We start from the raw sequence: 17,086 nt of genomic DNA on the forward strand, positions 1-17,086 counted from the left end.
TCACTTTAACAATATGAAAAGAAGCCTATGTTGATAGTAACCTCTCCCAGTGCGCTGCTAATTAATGGTGACCCCGATCCCTCTATTGCACAGGTTTTGATAGAAGCAGCTCAAAATAATCATAAGGTTGGGATTGTCTCAAATAACGCCAAACCGGGTTGGTTTGATGAGTTATTTGCCGAAACCGGTGTAATATTTAAGCAAGAGCTAGGACGGCAAAATGGAGGGATTATTAAAAGAACTGCCGAAAAGCTAAAAATCGCGCCGCAAGATGTCTTAGTGCTAGTTGGATCGCAAGCTGACATTGCCATGGGTAAGAATGGTAAAGCGGTTATGGTTGCAGCCGGTTGGTCAAATGACCCAAGAGTGTCTGAGCTCGGTATTCAAGTGGATTGTGCACGTTCTCTTAAGGAAACCCTTCGATTAACTTCGGAGTGGGATGGCAAGTGGTGGTTCAATGGCCAAGGCGCTTCGTATTCTGTACATGCTCTTTCAGATCTATCTACTTTCGGAAAAGACTTTGATCAAAAACAATTTCGCGCGCATCTAACTAGTACTATAAAACAAGGGGGGCCTCGATTGAATGCCTTACTTGCAATGGTTGCGAGATCTCTGCTAACTCAGGGTGTTGACTCGTTTCCAAAGCTTTTTTGGGGAGTGTTTCCTTCGTCAGCTAGCGATAACAGTGATAGCGAGGTACTCAGCGATTTTACGCATCGCTTAAGGACAACTGTATCAAAAGTTCGTATGGCGAGAAAGGGAGAGCCCTTGTTTGTGCGTCATAAACCATCAACTAAGCGGTCGTCAGCTGGTTCAAGAACAGATCGACTTGATCCCACCGAACAGATAGAAACTATTCATTTAAACCCTAAATATCGCGGTAACCTCACCGGGCGTAATGTCATAGTGGTAGATGACTGTACTACTCATGGGGTGTCTTTCGGTGTAGCCGCCGCACTTTTGCGTAAAGCAGGCGCTAATTCTGTCACATGCATTGCACTGGGTAAGTTTGGTAGATCTCTGAGGGACTATCAGATTGATATTACCTCAGATCCATTCCAACCACTCAATCTAGCGAAAAACGCTGTTATAAAAGATAATCCTTTTTTTGTGGGGCACGAAAATAATGCTGCACAAGAAGCGCTTAAGGGCTTGTTGGGCTAGATAGGTCATTAACTTTTTTGTAAAGTAATTATAACCTTACTGTGACCTGCCACTTGAAGGTTTAAATCTAGGCAGGTCACTTACTCTTATCGAAACAAGGAAGTTACCCGCTGACCGGCGTAACTCGTGTTGCTTGTCTCGAAGCAATCATGTTCGCGGGACGCTGAATTTCACTCAGCGTAGCGTCGTCTAAAAGCCCTTCTTCGCGTACAAGATCTAGTACTCCTCGCCCGCTCTGTAGTGCCTGTTTGGCGATTCGTGTTGAGTCGATGCATCCCACATAGCTTCGCTGGATATCTGTCTCTTCTGGCACGCAGAGGCTGACCAAATCGTCGCATAGTGAATCTGGCAGGATTGTTTGAAGGTGCAAGAGGGCAATGCTGTTTAGCATGAATTGCGGCTTTCGGAAGGGCTGCTAAAGTAGCCTCTTACAAAAACCGCCCTCTGGATGACGTCTTTCGGTACGTTTCACCTAGCTTATATATTTTAAATTACTTTAGTCTTTATTCGCCTGTGAGCGTTCTTAAAGCTTTGGTGAAGCTTACATGGTTAAGTGGCTTTATAGATGAACTGCTATCTTGCTTTTTATTATATGCGTGTACCCATGTTTTCATATCTAAAACACCCGAAGAAGCTCGAATTTTACTTTCAGCTCCTTTTAAATTTCCACGGAAAAATGCTATGTGGTTTATAACTTTTTTGATAGTCGCTTGATGGTTTTCTTCTGTTATCTCAAGCAGTAACGCACAGTACCCACCCTCATTTTCTCTACATTCAATTTCAAGAAGAAATACTCTACTTCCGCTGTAGTCAAAATGATAAACTAAAACGCTTCTATGTTTTGAAAGTGTTAACGTGGTCCATTTGTCCCTTCTGTGTTTTTTTTGATACTCGTCTATAACTCTTTTGGGTAATGGCCAAGTCAGAATGTTATCTCTAAACAGACCGCCTTCTTGTGGCTGATAGCAGAAAAGATTACTTATTATTTTTTTATTGCGAAGCAGATTCAACATTTTCTTTAACTGCAAAAACCTATAAGGCATGTTTGTTTGGCCGACCTGTTCCGCAGAAACCTCCTTTGTTTCTGTATTTCCATGCGTCGGTAATCCAGAAGTGCCATACTTGAAAAATTGATTTTCAATAGGCGTTACTTTTCCTGTAAGGTATTTATAACTAACCTCTTTTTCAATTTTTTTTAATTCTGGTTTGTTTTTCCAAGCAACCCCTAAAGAGCTGATTTCATCAAGCCCAGAATTCGCTGCAGGATCTTCTTTAGAAGAAATCGCTAAATCATCATTTGGGCTGCTGTTGTTCTGACTGCCATTTGGCCAAGGCTTATCTTTATCTGAATCTATAGTGTCTTTGCCTGTCTCGCCACTATTGTCGCGACCATGGTGGATTGTCAAGTTACTAAAAGGCCACGTTGCTGAGATTATCTCCAAGCAAAGATATTTGTTAGGTTCTGATTGTATTTGAACTGCACGTACAGAAAATTTAAAATTGTTAACTAGAAAAGGAATGCCTGCATATATATAAGACTCACCAGTAGCCCTTAAGGCATTAGCATAAATAGCATTAGCTGCTTGAATGCCATGTTCAGAAATAGTGAGATTCGCTGCATTATCAGCAAACTTATCCTTAATTCTCTTTCTTAAAATTACCAACCATTCGTCATCGGAAATTGTTCCAGTTTTTTGTATATTAACAATTCTTTCCCTAGTTGTTGCCCATGGCCCCGTTGTTAATGCTAGTGCGAACTCAGAAGAGGGTGCCATGAGGGCCCTAAAAACTTCGTGGCAAGGGATTATATAGGTACTTTGTGCTTGCTGAATTACAACGCAGTAGCTGTTAGAAAAGTCTTTTCCAAGATTGTATTCTGACTGCCCTATCCAACGGTATGGGAATTCATCTTTCCACCAACTTGGCCTTTCAGGCATGATATCGTTTGCTTTAACAATTCTAGAACTGTTATCTGTTAAATCTGCATTAATATTAATAGTTTGAGCATTAGCGCGACCAATTAGGCGCCCATTTTTGTATATGGTACCTAAAACAAGCTCTGGAACTATTCCCGTATGTGCGCGTACCAGGATCTCTTCACTCAGGCTGGCAGGCTTGCAGATTTCTTGTTTGTTTGGGTTCGAGCTTACTGGACAAAGCTTGACGCCAACAGAGGGGGTTGATGTTCGTCCCTCATGCGATTGGTACCCATCTACCCACCGTATCATCCAGTGGCGACCATCGTGAGGAAATTCTTCAAAATTAGTGATTAGATTTCGACTAGCCATGCAAATATTAGCACCTATTTTTTTCTTAAGTGCAGTATGCCAGTCGTGCAGTTTTTTGTTTAGTCGTTTTTATTAATGTAATTCACAACCACCACCGACCAGCGCTGCGGCGCTGGCACTGTGATGAGGCTGACGAAACGGTCTTTTACCCCAATCGGCTTCTAAGGGCAGGCCGCAGACCGAACGCACGGCGGCGACTTCTAAGGCGTCTTCTTCAGAAAGCGGCGGCAAAATGCCCGGTAAGCGGCTGGCCAGCATGGTTTTGCCCGTGCCCGGTGGGCCGGCAAAGAGTAGGTTGTGGCCGCCAGCCGCGGCGATTTCTAACGCGCGTCGCGCCTGCTGCTGGCCGCGCACATCGGCAAGGTCATCCACCGTTGCCGCCTCTTTCACCGAGGCGCTGAGCCTATGCGGTGAAATCTTCTCCTGATCAAGCAGGTGAGCGACGACCTGCCAAAGCGTATCGGCGGGCAGCACCGGTAGATCGCCCGCTAGCGCGGCTTCATCGGCGCAGTCGCGGGGCACAATCAGCGCTTTTTTTGCCCGCCGGGTGGCCAGCGCAAAGGGCAGTATTCCGGGCACCGCGCGCAGCTTGCCGTCTAGGGCCAGCTCGCCGGCACATTCCATGCCTTCTAATGTTTCAACCGGAATCTGCCCCGAGGCGGCGAGAATCCCAAGCGCTATGGGTAGATCAAAACGGCCGCCCTCTTTGGGCAGGTCGGCAGGCGCGAGGTTGAGGGTAATCCGCCGCGTATTGGGAAAATCAAAGCCCGCATTAACTAAGGCGCTGCGCACGCGCTCACGGCTTTCTTTGACGGCGGTTTCTGGAAGGCCTACGAGTGTCAGTCCAGGCAAGCCGTTAGCTAAGTGTACTTCCACATGCACTGCTGGTGCGTCTAAGCCCACGCCTGCGCGCGTGGCCACAATGGCTAGCGTCATCGCCTTTCCTCGCTAATATCTGAACCCTAGGGCTTTCTAAGCAAACTTTACTGTAAGCGTTAAACTACCGTATTTAAAAGGACGTTGATAGCGGGCCGGTCAAGGCGATATGATTAATACAAATAAAAACGATTATCATGATCTTTACTATACTGACTCTGCTGCTTCCTTCTAACCTCATAATGAGTTTGCCGACTATGCCCGCTTTGCCGTTTATCCGCCGTCCTTTGGCGCGCTCGATTGCTGCTGCGTTGATACCCGTCACCGCCATTTTATTATGCTCTACCGCTAGCGCCCAGGATGGCACGGCTAACAATGGCACGATGGTCGTGGTGGGCACGGCGCTGAAAGTAGATGCGCCGTTGGTTGAAACGCCTCGCCCTGTCTCTAGCGTTGACCGCGAAGAGCTAGACGCGCGTAACGTGCAGCAGTTAGACGAAACCTTTCGTTACCGTGCAGGTGTGTTAGCGGGCCATTACGGCAGTGATAACAACACTGACTGGCTTAAGGTGCGTGGCTTTGATCAATCGACGTATCAAGATGGCTTGCGCATCTATCGAGAAGGCTTCTATCAGTGGCTGCCTGAACCGTTTGGCCTGGAACGAGTGGACGTCTTTAAAGGGCCTTCGTCGATTCTATACGGCGAAGCACCTCCCGGCGGGCTGATTAACGCGGTGAGCAAGCGCCCAACGCAAACGCCGCAGGGGCAGGTGAATTTCCAGCTGGGTAATCGTAATCATCGTCAAATTGGTATTGATACCAGCGGGCCGCTGGGGGAGTCTGACAACGTACGTTACCGCATGGTGGGCCTGTATAAGGAGCGCGATGGCGATTTAAATGCGACGGACAACGAGCGTTACTACTTTGCACCGAGCCTAGCAGTGGACGTGAGCGAAGACACTACCGTGACGTTTTTGGCCAGCGTGCAAAAAGACGACGGTGTCCCCGTTAACGGCTTTAAACTGCCTTACGGCACCGTACAAAACACGCCTTTTGGCCGCATTGACCCACAAACTAATTTAAGCGAGCCGGGCTACGATCAGGATAAACGCACCCAGTGGGGGCTAGGCTATGAATTGAGGCATAGCCTTAATGATACCTGGGCGTTTGAGCAAGATTTGCGCTACAGCGAGCTCGACCTAGATCTACGCAGCACCTATGTACTCTCGATGGTCGATGATCGGCGTGCTTCCCGCGGGCACGTTTATCGTGATGGCAACATCGACAGCTGGACGGTCGACAACCGCGTTGTGGGCACCTGGTATACGGACCGCACCGAGAATACTTTGCTACTAGGCGTTGATTATCAAAACCTCGCCTTGAAGGGTCAGGAAGCAGATAACTACGCCTTCGGTGAGCCGATCGATATTTTTAATCCGACGTACGGCAATTTCACGCCCATTGGTCAGGATGATCTGCTCACCCGTGAGATCGACAAAGAGCAAACCGGTTTTTATGCGCAAAACCAGCTGCGCTTAGACGACCGGTGGGTGCTGCTAGGCGGCGTTCGCTATGATCAGGCGGAAACGGAAAATCGCAATGTAACCGCCGATACCACGCAGCGCTCAGATGATGATCAGGTATCGTGGTCGGGTGGTGCGATGTACCTGGGTGAAAATGGCATTAACCCTTACGTCAGCTATACCGAGTCGTTTGACCCGGTAGGCCGCGTCGATAGCAGCGGCGATCTCTACGAGCCGCGCGAAGGCCGGCAGTGGGAAGTGGGTGTGAAGGTCGCACCGTTTAGCTGGGATGGCTATATCACCGCGGCGGTTTTTGATCTCCAAGAAAGCAACACGCTAGTCAACTCGCCGGCAGGTTTTCAGGTGCAGGAAGGCGAGCGTACGTCCCAAGGCTTTGAGCTGGAGGGGGTAGGCTACGTAACGGATGACCTTAAGGTCACCGCTGCGTACACCTATAACGATTCGCGCTTGGAAGATGATCGACGCGCCAGCTTAATTCCACGCCATCAAGCATCCACCTGGCTGGACTATGCGGTGACCGGGGGCGCGCTCGATGGCATAACGCTGGGCGGCGGCGTGCGCTACGTAGGCAGCAGCGTCGATGCGGATAATAGTAGTAGCGATGTGAGCAGCTACACGCTAGTGGATGCCATGGTCGGCTACGAGTTTGCCGATGGCTGGCAGGCACAGATTAACGTCAATAACCTGACCGATAAAGAGTACGTTGCGAGCTGCGAATTCTGGTGCTACTACGGTGAATCACGCAGCGTCATCGGCAGCGTTAGCTACCGCTGGTAAGCCGTTTAACGCGTGAGCTACTGATCGCTGCGATGAGATTCTTCCAACGCGGCGGTCAGTTCTTGTGCAAAGCGCTGTGCAGATGGCAGCGCTCCAAAGCTCCATACCGGCGGCAGGCGCAGCAGGTTAGCGTTTTTGACGTTAGGCAGCTGTTGCCACAGGCCGCTGCTAGCCAGCTCTGCTTCTACCCCCGCGGGTAAGGGATCGATGATCACGATGGTTGCCTCGGGATAGTGCGCCAGCGCTTCAACGCCCACCAGTGAAAATCCCCAGGCGTTGGTCGTTTGCTCCCATGCATTGGGCAGCGCTAGCTGCTCAAGCACGGCGTTGTACAAGCTGCTTTGCCCAAAGACACGCACGTGACGCGCATCCATGAACTGCACCATCAACAGCGGTGCGGTATCCGGCCGTGCCTGGCGTAGCGACGCCATCAGCGTTTGAGTGTCATTGATCAACTGCTCTGCCGCCGCTTCGCGGTCGGTTATTTCGCCCAGCTCGCGGGTCAGCGCCTGCATTTCCTGCCAGATATCTGCGCCGGGTGAATAGAGCGCCAGCGATGTGACCGGTACGACTTTCTCCAAGCGCGGCGCTAAGCTCGCGAACATGGGGGAAATCAGCAGCTGCTCGGGGGGCAGCTGGGACAAAAGCTCCAGATTAGGCTGCGTGCGCAGGCCCATATCGGTAGCACTTTCCGGAATGCGAGGTTTGCCCACCCAGGCGTGGTAGTCAGCCTGCTGGGCGATGCTGCTGACAGGTGCATCGATCGCCAGCAGCGTTTCGGCAATGGTCCAATCTACCGTGGCAACCTGGGCGTGCGCGGTAGAAACGGTCAGCAGATATACGGCGAACAGTCCGCAGCTAGCACATAAAACGAGCAGGGGGGTGTGGCGCATGAGGGAGGAAGGCCATCCAGGAATATAAGCGATATATTTAAACGATAATGTTTATTGTTTGCAAACCTAATTCAGAAACAGCAACGCCCAGGCCTATTGGCCTGGGCGTGTGGTTGTGCATAGCGAGGCTTAGAAACGGTAGTGAACGCTAGCCGTCACACCGCGCTCAGCGCCGAAGTAGCAGTAATCAAGCGAGTTGCACGAGGCGACGTAATCTTTATCCAGCATGTTGCTAATGTTTAAGCGTGTTTCGACGCCCGGAACACCTACGTGGCTTAGGTCGTAACCGATGGTGGCATCGACTAGCGTATAGTCTGGCACCGTTTCAGTATTGGCACGATCGGCGGCGATGTCTGCGTAATGGCGCACGCCAACGCCCATATCGACACCGTTTAGCCAGCCGTCATTGGCTGCATAGTGAGCCCATGCCTGTACTTGATGGCGCGGTGAGTAAATCGCGTTGTTACCCTGGTTGCCGTCGTCGCTTTTAGCGTAGGTGATGTCGGTGAAGCTATAGCCTGCCTGAAGCGAGAGCGTATCGGTGAGCTGCGTTTGTGCCTCCAGTTCAAGCCCTTGGGATTCAATTTCACCCACGGCGCGGTAAGGGTCGCTCGGCTGCTCTTTAGTCGCTACGTTTTCCTGAGTGATATGGAAAATGGCCGCGCTGTACTGGTTGGCGCTACCGTTGGGCTGGTATTTCACCCCGGTTTCCCACTGCTCGCCTTCCATGGGAGAGAGTAAATTGCCGCTTTCATCGACGAAACTGGTCGGGGTAAACGCAGTGGAGTAACTCAAATAAGGGGCCACGCCATTATCGAATAGATAAACGGCGCCGGCACGGCCGCTAAACTGCGTGTCACTGAGTGAACTCGTATCGTCGGTATCGAGGTTGGTGTTATCAATGCTAACCCAGTCGTAGCGCGCGCCCAGCGTGAAGCGCCAGTTATCGACGGCGATTTGATCCTGTAAATAAACCCCGGTTTGTTCGATTTTATGTTGTTCACGAATCGGGTCGTAAAACGCGAGCGGATCGCTACCGTAGATTGGCTCGAACGCATTCAGGGAAGGGAACGCGCCGGATGGCCATGAAACGTCATTTTCACGCTGCTGGTAATCGACCCCGAAGAGCAGTGTGTGATCGACAACACCGCTGCTGAGGCGCGCTTCCAGCTGGTTATCAACCGTCACCGCTTCAAGGGACTCGTTACTGCCGGAGTAATAGCGATTCAATTCGTTGGAGGTCGGTGAGGACCAGCCAAAGCCATAGGCTTGGTTAAGCACGACGTCAGAGTTGAGATAGCGCAACATCTGGCGGCCCGTCACTTGATCGTTGAAGCGGTGTTCTAGCGAGTAGCCGACCATTCGCTGAGTACGCTCGTAGGCATCGTAGTCTGCTTCGCCGTCATAGAAGTTATTGCTGATTTTACGCCCGTTGCGTGGCACCACTGAGCCCTCATAAGGAACGCCAGAGTGGTAGCCGCCTTCGGGTTCGTCCTGAAGGTAGGCTTCGACAGTCAGGCTAGTATCGTCGGTGATGTCCCAGGTTAGCCGAGGCGCAATAGCGTAGCGCTGCTCTTCCGTTGGACCAAATTGAGTATCAGCAGCGCTGGCAATGCCGGTTAAGCGGAATGCTACGCGTTGCTCAGCGCCAATGGGGCCGGTGACATCAAACGCCGCGCTGCGCTGGTTGTTATTACCCACTCTAAAGCGCAGCTCACCGCCTTGTTCAAACTCGGGCCGTTTGCTGTTCAAGGCCACCACGCCGCCGGGTGAGGCGCGCCCGTAGAGTACCGATGCGGGGCCGCGCACCACCTCAATACTTTCCAAAAACCACGGGTCGATGCGCATACTGCTGTGCGAGTTGGCATCGCCCATGACTTTTAGGCCGTCTAAAAACGTATTGCTTAAACTGCCATCAGAAAAGCCGCGTAGCACCAGATAGTCAAAGCGATTGGACGCGCCCACTTGGTTGGAGTATACGCCTGGCGTGTAGTCTGTGGCCCGTTGCACTGTGCTTACCCCGCGATTATCCATTTGCTCACGGGTAATCATGGAAACGCTTTGCGGCGTCTCAATAAACGGCGTTGCTACTTTTGTCGCGGCTTGCTGTGCCGTGATGGTGACCGTGCCCAGCGACGTTGCCTCTTGTGCAATCGCGGGTGTAACGCTGAGTACGGCAAGAACGGCGGCACTTAGCGGAGAGCATAAGAACAGAGAGGCGTGTGGGGAGCGGCGAGGCGCTAAGGGCATGACGGTGTACCTGCAAGGAGAAGCAATTAACTAATATGTTAATGAGAATTATTGCTCTTAATTGCTAGGGAAAGGTATGCGCGATGACAAAGAAGCTATTGGATATGACAAAAAGCGCGGTGCGAAGGAACTTGCTGCGCAAAGATACCCACAGCGCGGGCAGGGAAAACCATTAGCACCGGCTGATAACCGCCGTGGGGGCGATACCAAACTGCCGCTTGAAGGCGGTCGCAAAGTTGGTTGCGTGGCAATACCCGCAGGCGTGGGCGACCTGTTGAACGCTATAGTCGTTTTCTAATTGACGATAGGCCTCTTGCAGGCGGCAGCGGCGTAAATGATCAAAGATGGTGCAGCCGTATCGGTCGCGAAACTTTTGACGCAGGCTGCTCTGGCTCATGGCCATGCTGCGGGCCAGTGCTTTAAGGGAGTACTCGGCCATCGGATGGTTGCATAGGGTTTCATGCAACTGAGCGAGCCGCTCGTTCTCGCGCGCTTTAAGACCGGGCGTAAGTGAGAAATCAAAGGTAGATGGCGTGGGTAGCCCATAGCCAAGTAGCTGTAATGAAAGGCCATGCCAGAGCAGCGACTGGCGCCAGTCGTCCAGCGGATGTTCGCTTGTGGCAAGTAGCTGTGTAAAGAGCGCCGGTGGCAGTGTCCAGGTGCGCAGTTGTGGCTCATGTGCGCCTGGTAGCGCATAGGGAGCGGTTGCCAGAACGGCAATATTCAGCGTGCGCAGCCGCACCTGAGCGGGCTGTTCGACAATCAGCGGTGCCTGCGGAGTGAAGTGCGCGCACAGCCCTTGGCCGGCACCGATAGTGAGTTGCGTATGGCCTTGACTGATATTAATACGGCCATCCATAACCACACACATAAACCATGGCACGGACTGAGTTGAGCGCGAGAGATAGCGATGACGAACCTCAAGATCCGACAGTGTGAGGTGCAGCGCAGGAGGCAGCGATAAATCGCTGACGCTGCCGTGTGCGAGCGGGCAGTCAGACGCCTCCCCAGGGTGTAAGTAGTCGATGCCGTATTTATGCCCTAGCTGGCTAAGCGTGGCCGGAGTTAACGATGTAAGCGTTGGCATCGGTGCGATACATCCATAACGTTGCAATATACCTAGTAATCGAGCGACCAGCCCAGCGTAAATGTACGCCCGCGGCCCTGATAATCGTAAAGATATTCCGGTCCGTAATTGGGTGAATAGAACCCAACTGCGCGTTGCCCCCAAGGCGTAGAATACTGCTTATCGGCCAGGTTGCTGATACCCAGGCTAACCGTGCCAAAGTCAGTGTCCTGACTGCCAATCAGATCAAACAGGGTAAAGCCATCAATACGATCGCCATCGGCGTCTTCGTAATCCCGAGCGTGGCTGCCCTGAAGGCGCAGCGTACGCTGATTATCGCTCCATGCTACGTGAGTGGTCAGGCTATCCTGAGAGGGATAAGGAGCAACGGTAATGCCGCGATCCTGCCAGCTGCCATCGACTTTTTGCTCGGAGACCAGCGCATGCAGAGTGCCGCCCACTTCCCAATGATCGCCAATAAAGCGTGTCACAGAGGCTTCTAAGCCGTAGTCGCGCCGATCATCGTCGATTTGAGTAACATTGAGGTCGCTATCCAACTTCATGGCGATGTCCGACCAGGCGTAGTAAGCCGCCGCCTGGGTCAGCCAGTCGCCGCCCCTATAGCGCCAACCCAGCTCGACTTGTTGTGCCTTAATGCCCTTAAGCGGGTTGTCTGCGACGGTCTGGCCGGCACGGCCGTAATACTTGGATGGGTCGGGCAGCTCAAAGCCTTCTGAGTAGCCGAGCCAACTTTGGTGGCCGTTGTCAAAGTCGTAGAGTGCGCTGAGGTTGTAAAGCGTCACGTCGTAGTCGCTGGAGCCGCCCGGCACGCTGTTGAAGTTGTCTATCTCAACACCCATTTGCTGGTGGCGGATGCCGCCGCTCAACTGCAGCTGATCCGTTGCCCACCACTCGCTTTGTGCAAACAGTGCGACCGTATCAACTTCAAAGCCTGGGTAGCGTGGCGTAATACTGCCAGTGCGCTGGATGAGGCCGCCGCTGGCATCACTGGCGACGCGGTCAAAACGCATCTGCGAGGCATCAAACGACTCCCGGTCCAGATCCGCGCCGTAGGTCAGGTTTAGTGAGTCGCTGAGGTCGGCCGAAAACAACGCTTTTAAGCCGCTTAAAGTGGTGTTCTGCTGGGAGGCCGCGAAATAGTAGCCACCGCCAGGCGCCGCATACGGGAAGGGGTGAAAGCTAGATTCCTCTTCACGATGGTAGACCTGAAGATAGAAATCTTGGTTAAGCAAGTTGGCATGATGATAGTTGGCACTAAACATCTTGCGATCAGTGCGCGGCTCTCGGTCAGCGCTAAAGCCATCGCGGATATCGGCATTCTCTAGACTGGGCGTTGCGGCAGCCAAATCAGGGAAGTAAAGGCCACGGTCACCCTGCTTGCCTGACTCGTAGAGTTGGCCGCTAAGCATCAGTGTCTGTTCATCGCTCAGCTCAATGCGCAGGTTGCCAAGAATATCTAGGCTGCGGTTGTCTTGCAGGTCACTCTGGGCGATATCGGGAAAAATCTCATCGCCACCGGCATCATACTGGCGGCCATTTTCCACTAGCGATACGCCAATGCGGCCCTGCACTGTTTCATTACCACCGCTAGCCGATTGAGAAAGCCGCCGATCAACGTCATGGCCAGTATTGAATCCGCTGGTCACGCTGGCCTGAGACTCGAAATGAGGACGACCGCTTTCGCCTTGTTTGGTGATGATATTGATCAACCCGCCCGTCGCGCCCCCGCCGTAAAGGCTGCTGGTGCCGGAAAGCACTTCGACACGCTCGATATTAAACGGGTCAATGGCATCGAACTGGCGTGACAAGCCGCGTGAGTTATTCAATGAAACGCCGTCAATCAGCACCTGCACGCTGCGCCCACGCATGTTTTGCCCTGCATTGGTGCGACCCTGGGGACCAAAATCAAGCCCCGGTACCAGCCTGCCCAGCGCCGTTTTAAGGTCGCCGCCAGCATTGATTTGCTGCTGAAGCTCGCGGCTTTCGACAACGTGCACCGCCCCGGGAATCTGGCTGATTTGTGTTGGCGTGCGCGAGCCGACCACCACCATGGTTTCCTGCTCAGTATGTCCAAACGGGGTTTGCGAATAGGCAAGCAGAGGAAAAGCGCTACTCAAAAGGCTAGCGCTTACAACGAGATAGCGTTTCATGAGTTTTCCAGAGAACAGGTTTGTTATTGGCAGTGATCCTAATCATTGACAGTCTAAAACGCAATGATAAATGTTCTCATTGTTTTTGGAAATAACAAGCGTTGCTAGCTTCTCTGCTGCTCTGAGCTACGCGGCGGCGATTTAGGCCGCCGCGAAGTGCATTACTGGTTGTCTGACGGGCCGCTAGAGACAGGCTTGTCGGCCGTCGGTGTGGGTGACGGCGCTGCGGCCTGCTGCGTTTCAATCACGGCTTCCAAGTTTGCCACTTGGCGTTCCAGCGCTTCGACGCGCGTTCGTGTGCGCTGTACGACATCCATCAAAATATCGAAATCTTCGCGTGAGACCAGCTCAAGGCGATCAAACGCGCTGCGAACCACTTGCTGTACGCCTTTTTGAATATCTTCCGGCGCTTGAGATGCGTTCTGTAAGCGGTCGCCAATCTGCTGTGCCAGTCGGCTAATACGGTCTTGAGGCGCCATGGCTCTCTCCTAATGGGTCACACATAAAAGATAATTGCTTACCGGTAAGGATACGCAACAGTGGGCGACTTCGCATGTGCCGCGTGCGTTTACTGTCTTGTGCGTGATTTGCATCTAAATAGGGCGGGCAACGTTTGCTTACGCTCTTTTTTGGTGCGCCAGGGCTGTTACGGTAATGATTTTACGCAAAATCGGCCATTAAAAACCATTTTTTTTATGTTAACTAAATGATTTTAAATTAAAAAAAATCAGCTGGCACAGTATGCGCATTAACGGTTCAGGTGCTTATTCTGGCGGCTGCGCCGCTACTAATCTAGCAGGACTTATCCAGCAGGGGAGATCCGGGATGAAACTCATCACCGCTATCATCAAGCCATTCAAGCTCGACGACGTTCGTGAAGCACTCGCCGATAACGGCGTGCAGGGCATTACCGTTACCGAAGTAAAAGGCTTTGGTCGTCAGAAAGGTCATACCGAACTGTATCGCGGTGCCGAGTATGTGGTCGACTTTCTACCCAAAGTGAAAGTGGAAGTGGCCGTAGACGATGATCGCCTAGAGGGCGTACTGGATGCGATCTGTAACGCTGCTAACAGCGGCAAGATTGGCGACGGCAAAGTCTTTGTGACGCCGCTAGAAGACGTGATCCGTATTCGTACCGGTGAACGCGGCGCAGATGCCGTTTAAACCGCACTCACAGGGTACTTTTTTAGTTCAACGGAGAACTAACAATGAATGAATTGGCTGATCTAAGCTACGCACTCGATACCTTTTACTTCTTAATTTGCGGCGTGCTAGTCATGTGGATGGCCGCTGGTTTCTCCATGCTTGAAGCGGGCATGGTGCGTTCGAAAAACACGGCAGAAATTCTAACCAAAAACATCGCACTGTTTGCTATTGCCTGCACCATGTACCTGCTGGTTGGCTACTTCATCATGTACTCAAGCTCTGCCGGTGGCTTCCTGCCAAACCTGGGCTTCTTGATTGGTGCCGAAAACAGCATTGATGCCGTCACCGCAGGTGGCGACGATGCTCCATATTACTCCATGCGAGCCGACTTCTTCTTTCAGGTTGTGTTTGTCGCAACGGCCATGTCGATTGTGTCTGGAGCGGTGGCTGAGCGTATGAAACTGTGGGCATTCCTGGCCTTTGCGGTTGTCATGACCGCGGTGATCTATCCAGTATCTGGCTATTGGACATGGGGCGGCGGCTGGTTGGCTGAAGCGGGCTACTCTGACTATGCCGGTTCGGGCATTGTGCACATGGCTGGGGCCGCTGCTGCGCTAGCCGGTGTATTGGTGCTAGGGCCACGTAAAGGTAAGTACGGTAAAGATGGTTCGATTCATGCTATTCCCGGCGCCAACATGCCGCTGGCGGCGCTAGGCACACTGATTCTGTGGATGGGCTGGTTTGGCTTTAACGGTGGCTCAGAGCTAAAAATGTCGGATATCGGTTCCGCTAACAACGTGGCACAGGTGTTTGTTAACACTAATGCGGCCGCTGCGGGTGGCGTCATTGCCGCGCTTATTCTGGCGAAACTGTGGTTCCGTAAAGCGGACCTCACCATGGCGTTGAACGGTGCATTGGCGGGCCTCGTCGCCATTACTGCCGATCCGCTTTCTCCTTCTGCTTTGAGTGCGGCGATGATTGGCGCGATAGGTGGCATCATCGTTGTCGCTGCCATCGTGACACTGGACAAGCTGAAACTGGATGATCCTGTCGGTGCTATCTCTGTTCATGGTGTGGTCGGTATCTGGGGTGTGTTAGCAGTACCGCTGAACAATGCCGATGCAACCTTTGGTGCTCAGATCATTGGCATTGTGGGCATCTTTGCCTGGGTCTTTCTTGCTAGCCTGGTGGTATGGCTTATTCTCAAAGCGATCATGGGCGTGCGCGTTAGTGAAGAAGAAGAGTATGAGGGTGTCGATATCGCTGAGTGCGGTCTCGAAGCCTACCCAGAGTTTAGTGTTAAAAAATAATTAGGTGGCGCCAAAAAGCAATTTTAAGACGCCTAAATGAGCAAGTGTTGTTCTCATGGCCTCCCCTTTTGGGGAGGCCTTTTTATTCTCCTCCCATAGCGGTGTATGCTGGTCGTTAGCGGGCCATCCGCCGCCGCACAGTAAAGCCCATCACGGCCACCTAGTTAGAGAGGATTTTCGTAATGAAATTGATCACTGCTATTATCAAGCCATTTAAGTTAGACGACGTGCGCGAGTCTCTCTCCGAGATCGGCGTACAGGGCATTACGGTGACGGAAGTTAAGGGCTTTGGTCGTCAGAAAGGTCACACCGAGCTTTATCGCGGCGCTGAGTATGTGGTGGATTTCCTACCTAAAGTGAAGCTGGAAGTAGCGGTGGACGACGATATGGCGGAACAAGTCATTGATGCCATCACCCAGGTCGCTAACACGGGTAAAATTGGTGATGGGAAAATCTTCGTCATACCGCTAGAGCAGGTCATTCGCATCCGTACCGGTGAAACGGGAAAAGACGCGGTTTAAACGATTGAGTGGCGCTTTATAAATCGTGAGTGATAAGCAGCACAAAGCCCCTGTGGATAATCTCCATCAGGGGCTTTGTCGTCCTAGTGATGATGTAGAGAATTTTGTCTATTCACTATTCACCACTTACCAACAAATTACTTCTCTACAAAGGCACGCTCGATCACGTAGTCGCCGGGTTCGCCCATGCGCGGCGAAATATTCAGCCCCAGCTCATCAAGTAAGGCGCTGGTGTCGTCTAACATCGCAGGGCTGCCGCAGATCATCGCGCGGTCTTGACGCGGATCAATGGGCGGCAGGCCAGTATCTTCAAACAGCTTGCCGGAACGGATGTGGTCGGTCAGGCGTCCCATGGTGTGAAACTCTTCACGGGTGACGGTGGGGTAGTAAACCAGCTTTTTAGCAATATCCTCGCCTAGGTATTCGTGGGCCGGCAGCTCTTTGGTGATGAAGTCGGCATAGGCCAATTCAGAGACTTCACGCACGCCGTGGATCAGCACCACTTTTTCATAGCGCTCGTAAACCTCAGGGTCTTGAATCAGGCTCATAAAGGGCGCGAGGCCCGTACCGGTAGACAGCATATACAGGTTTCGCCCCGGCAGCAGGTCGTCGCAGACCAGCGTGCCAGTGGGCTTGCGGCTAACCATAATCTGGTCGCCCACTTTTAAGTGTTGCAGACGTGAAGTCAGCGGGCCATCGGGCACCTTGATGCTGAAGAACTCTAGGTGGTCTTCATAGTTGGGGCTGGCAATCGAGTAAGCACGCATTAACGGCTTGCCGTTGACTTCTAGGCCGATCATTACAAACTGACCCGTTTTGAAGCGAAGGCTGCGCTCACGCGTGGTGCGGAAACTAAATAGCGTGTCGTTCCAGTGGTGAACGCTGAGAACTTCTTCTAGGGCAAACTTGCTCATGCGGATCTCCATTAGCCGCTGCGGTGACTAAACTGCCGCAGCGTTATTCTTAAAAAGAATAAAAATTATTAAATATATTGTCGGTAATTCTAAGTGAGTAATGATATATCTGTTAAGTAAATTATATTGATAACTCTTATCTATAAAATAGATATAGGCCGGATTT

Annotated in this window: 13 protein-coding genes and 1 pseudogene; 5 read left to right on the forward strand and 9 right to left on the reverse strand. The window is 52.0% G+C overall.

Annotation, left to right across the window (positions count from 1 at the left end):
• The first annotated feature begins 27 nt into the window (after nucleotides 1–27).
• The gene (locus tag ACT3RP_RS10145; protein ID WP_192526916.1) at nucleotides 28–1,164 is read left to right on the forward strand and encodes a hypothetical protein; all 1,137 of its coding nucleotides are present in this window, start codon (nucleotides 28–30) and stop codon (nucleotides 1,162–1,164) included.
• A gap of 103 nt (nucleotides 1,165–1,267) precedes the next feature.
• Here the strand turns inward: ACT3RP_RS10145 and ACT3RP_RS10150 are convergent, their stop codons facing one another.
• From ACT3RP_RS10150 to ACT3RP_RS10160, 3 genes and pseudogenes are all read right to left on the reverse strand, one after another.
• Nucleotides 1,268–1,555, reverse strand: a complete 288-nt coding sequence (locus ACT3RP_RS10150; protein ID WP_096277124.1) for a hypothetical protein — start codon at nucleotides 1,553–1,555, stop codon at nucleotides 1,268–1,270.
• Nucleotides 1,556–1,667: 112 nt separating this feature from the next.
• Nucleotides 1,668–3,452, reverse strand: coding sequence for a hypothetical protein (locus tag ACT3RP_RS10155; protein ID WP_096277126.1), 1,785 nt, complete (start codon nucleotides 3,450–3,452; stop codon nucleotides 1,668–1,670).
• 87 nt (nucleotides 3,453–3,539) lie between these two features.
• Nucleotides 3,540–4,388: pseudogene (locus ACT3RP_RS10160) on the reverse strand (YifB family Mg chelatase-like AAA ATPase); the annotation flags it as partial.
• A 197-nt stretch (nucleotides 4,389–4,585) separates the two neighbouring features.
• Here ACT3RP_RS10160 and ACT3RP_RS10165 point away from each other — a divergent pair.
• Nucleotides 4,586–6,649 carry a TonB-dependent siderophore receptor gene (locus ACT3RP_RS10165; protein WP_444671774.1) on the forward strand — a complete coding sequence of 688 codons (2,064 nt, stop codon included), beginning with the start codon at nucleotides 4,586–4,588 and terminating at the stop codon, nucleotides 6,647–6,649.
• A 17-nt stretch (nucleotides 6,650–6,666) separates the two neighbouring features.
• Here ACT3RP_RS10165 and ACT3RP_RS10170 read toward each other — a convergent pair whose 3' ends face one another.
• The 5 genes from ACT3RP_RS10170 to ACT3RP_RS10190 all read right to left on the reverse strand — a co-directional run bounded on the left by ACT3RP_RS10170 (nucleotide 6,667) and on the right by ACT3RP_RS10190 (nucleotide 13,508).
• Nucleotides 6,667–7,542, reverse strand: a complete 876-nt coding sequence (locus tag ACT3RP_RS10170; protein WP_444671775.1) for an ABC transporter substrate-binding protein — start codon at nucleotides 7,540–7,542, stop codon at nucleotides 6,667–6,669.
• Nucleotides 7,543–7,671: 129 nt separating this feature from the next.
• Nucleotides 7,672–9,792 carry a TonB-dependent siderophore receptor gene (locus ACT3RP_RS10175; protein WP_444671776.1) on the reverse strand — a complete coding sequence of 707 codons (2,121 nt, stop codon included), beginning with the start codon at nucleotides 9,790–9,792 and terminating at the stop codon, nucleotides 7,672–7,674.
• Between the two features lie 172 nt (nucleotides 9,793–9,964).
• A complete protein-coding gene (locus tag ACT3RP_RS10180) occupies nucleotides 9,965–10,879 on the reverse strand; it encodes a helix-turn-helix transcriptional regulator (protein ID WP_483393728.1) in 915 nt (304 codons plus the stop codon).
• A gap of 32 nt (nucleotides 10,880–10,911) precedes the next feature.
• A complete protein-coding gene (locus ACT3RP_RS10185; protein WP_441685511.1) occupies nucleotides 10,912–13,029 on the reverse strand; it encodes a TonB-dependent receptor in 2,118 nt (705 codons plus the stop codon).
• Between the two features lie 161 nt (nucleotides 13,030–13,190).
• Complete coding sequence (locus ACT3RP_RS10190) at nucleotides 13,191–13,508, reverse strand: accessory factor UbiK family protein (protein ID WP_441685509.1); 318 nt, start codon at nucleotides 13,506–13,508, stop codon at nucleotides 13,191–13,193.
• Nucleotides 13,509–13,854: 346 nt separating this feature from the next.
• Between ACT3RP_RS10190 and ACT3RP_RS10195 the strand changes: the two genes are divergently transcribed.
• The 3 genes from ACT3RP_RS10195 (at nucleotide 13,855) to glnK (ending at nucleotide 16,006) form a co-directional block, all read left to right on the forward strand.
• On the forward strand, nucleotides 13,855–14,193 hold the full coding sequence (locus tag ACT3RP_RS10195; RefSeq protein ID WP_096277138.1) for a P-II family nitrogen regulator: 339 nt from the start codon (nucleotides 13,855–13,857) through the stop codon (nucleotides 14,191–14,193).
• A 44-nt stretch (nucleotides 14,194–14,237) separates the two neighbouring features.
• The gene (locus tag ACT3RP_RS10200) at nucleotides 14,238–15,485 is read left to right on the forward strand and encodes an ammonium transporter (protein ID WP_441685507.1); all 1,248 of its coding nucleotides are present in this window, start codon (nucleotides 14,238–14,240) and stop codon (nucleotides 15,483–15,485) included.
• Nucleotides 15,486–15,667: 182 nt separating this feature from the next.
• A complete protein-coding gene (gene glnK / locus ACT3RP_RS10205) occupies nucleotides 15,668–16,006 on the forward strand; it encodes a P-II family nitrogen regulator (protein WP_441685505.1) in 339 nt (112 codons plus the stop codon).
• Nucleotides 16,007–16,143: 137 nt separating this feature from the next.
• On the opposite strand, the gene ACT3RP_RS10210 is transcribed toward glnK, so the two are convergent.
• The gene (locus ACT3RP_RS10210) at nucleotides 16,144–16,920 is read right to left on the reverse strand and encodes a ferredoxin--NADP reductase (RefSeq protein ID WP_192535838.1); all 777 of its coding nucleotides are present in this window, start codon (nucleotides 16,918–16,920) and stop codon (nucleotides 16,144–16,146) included.
• Nucleotides 16,921–17,086 lie beyond the last annotated feature (166 nt).

Source organism: Halomonas sp. AOP5-B2-8, from assembly GCF_052376475.1.
GTDB classification, from domain to species: Bacteria; Pseudomonadota; Gammaproteobacteria; order Pseudomonadales; family Halomonadaceae; genus Vreelandella; species Vreelandella casei.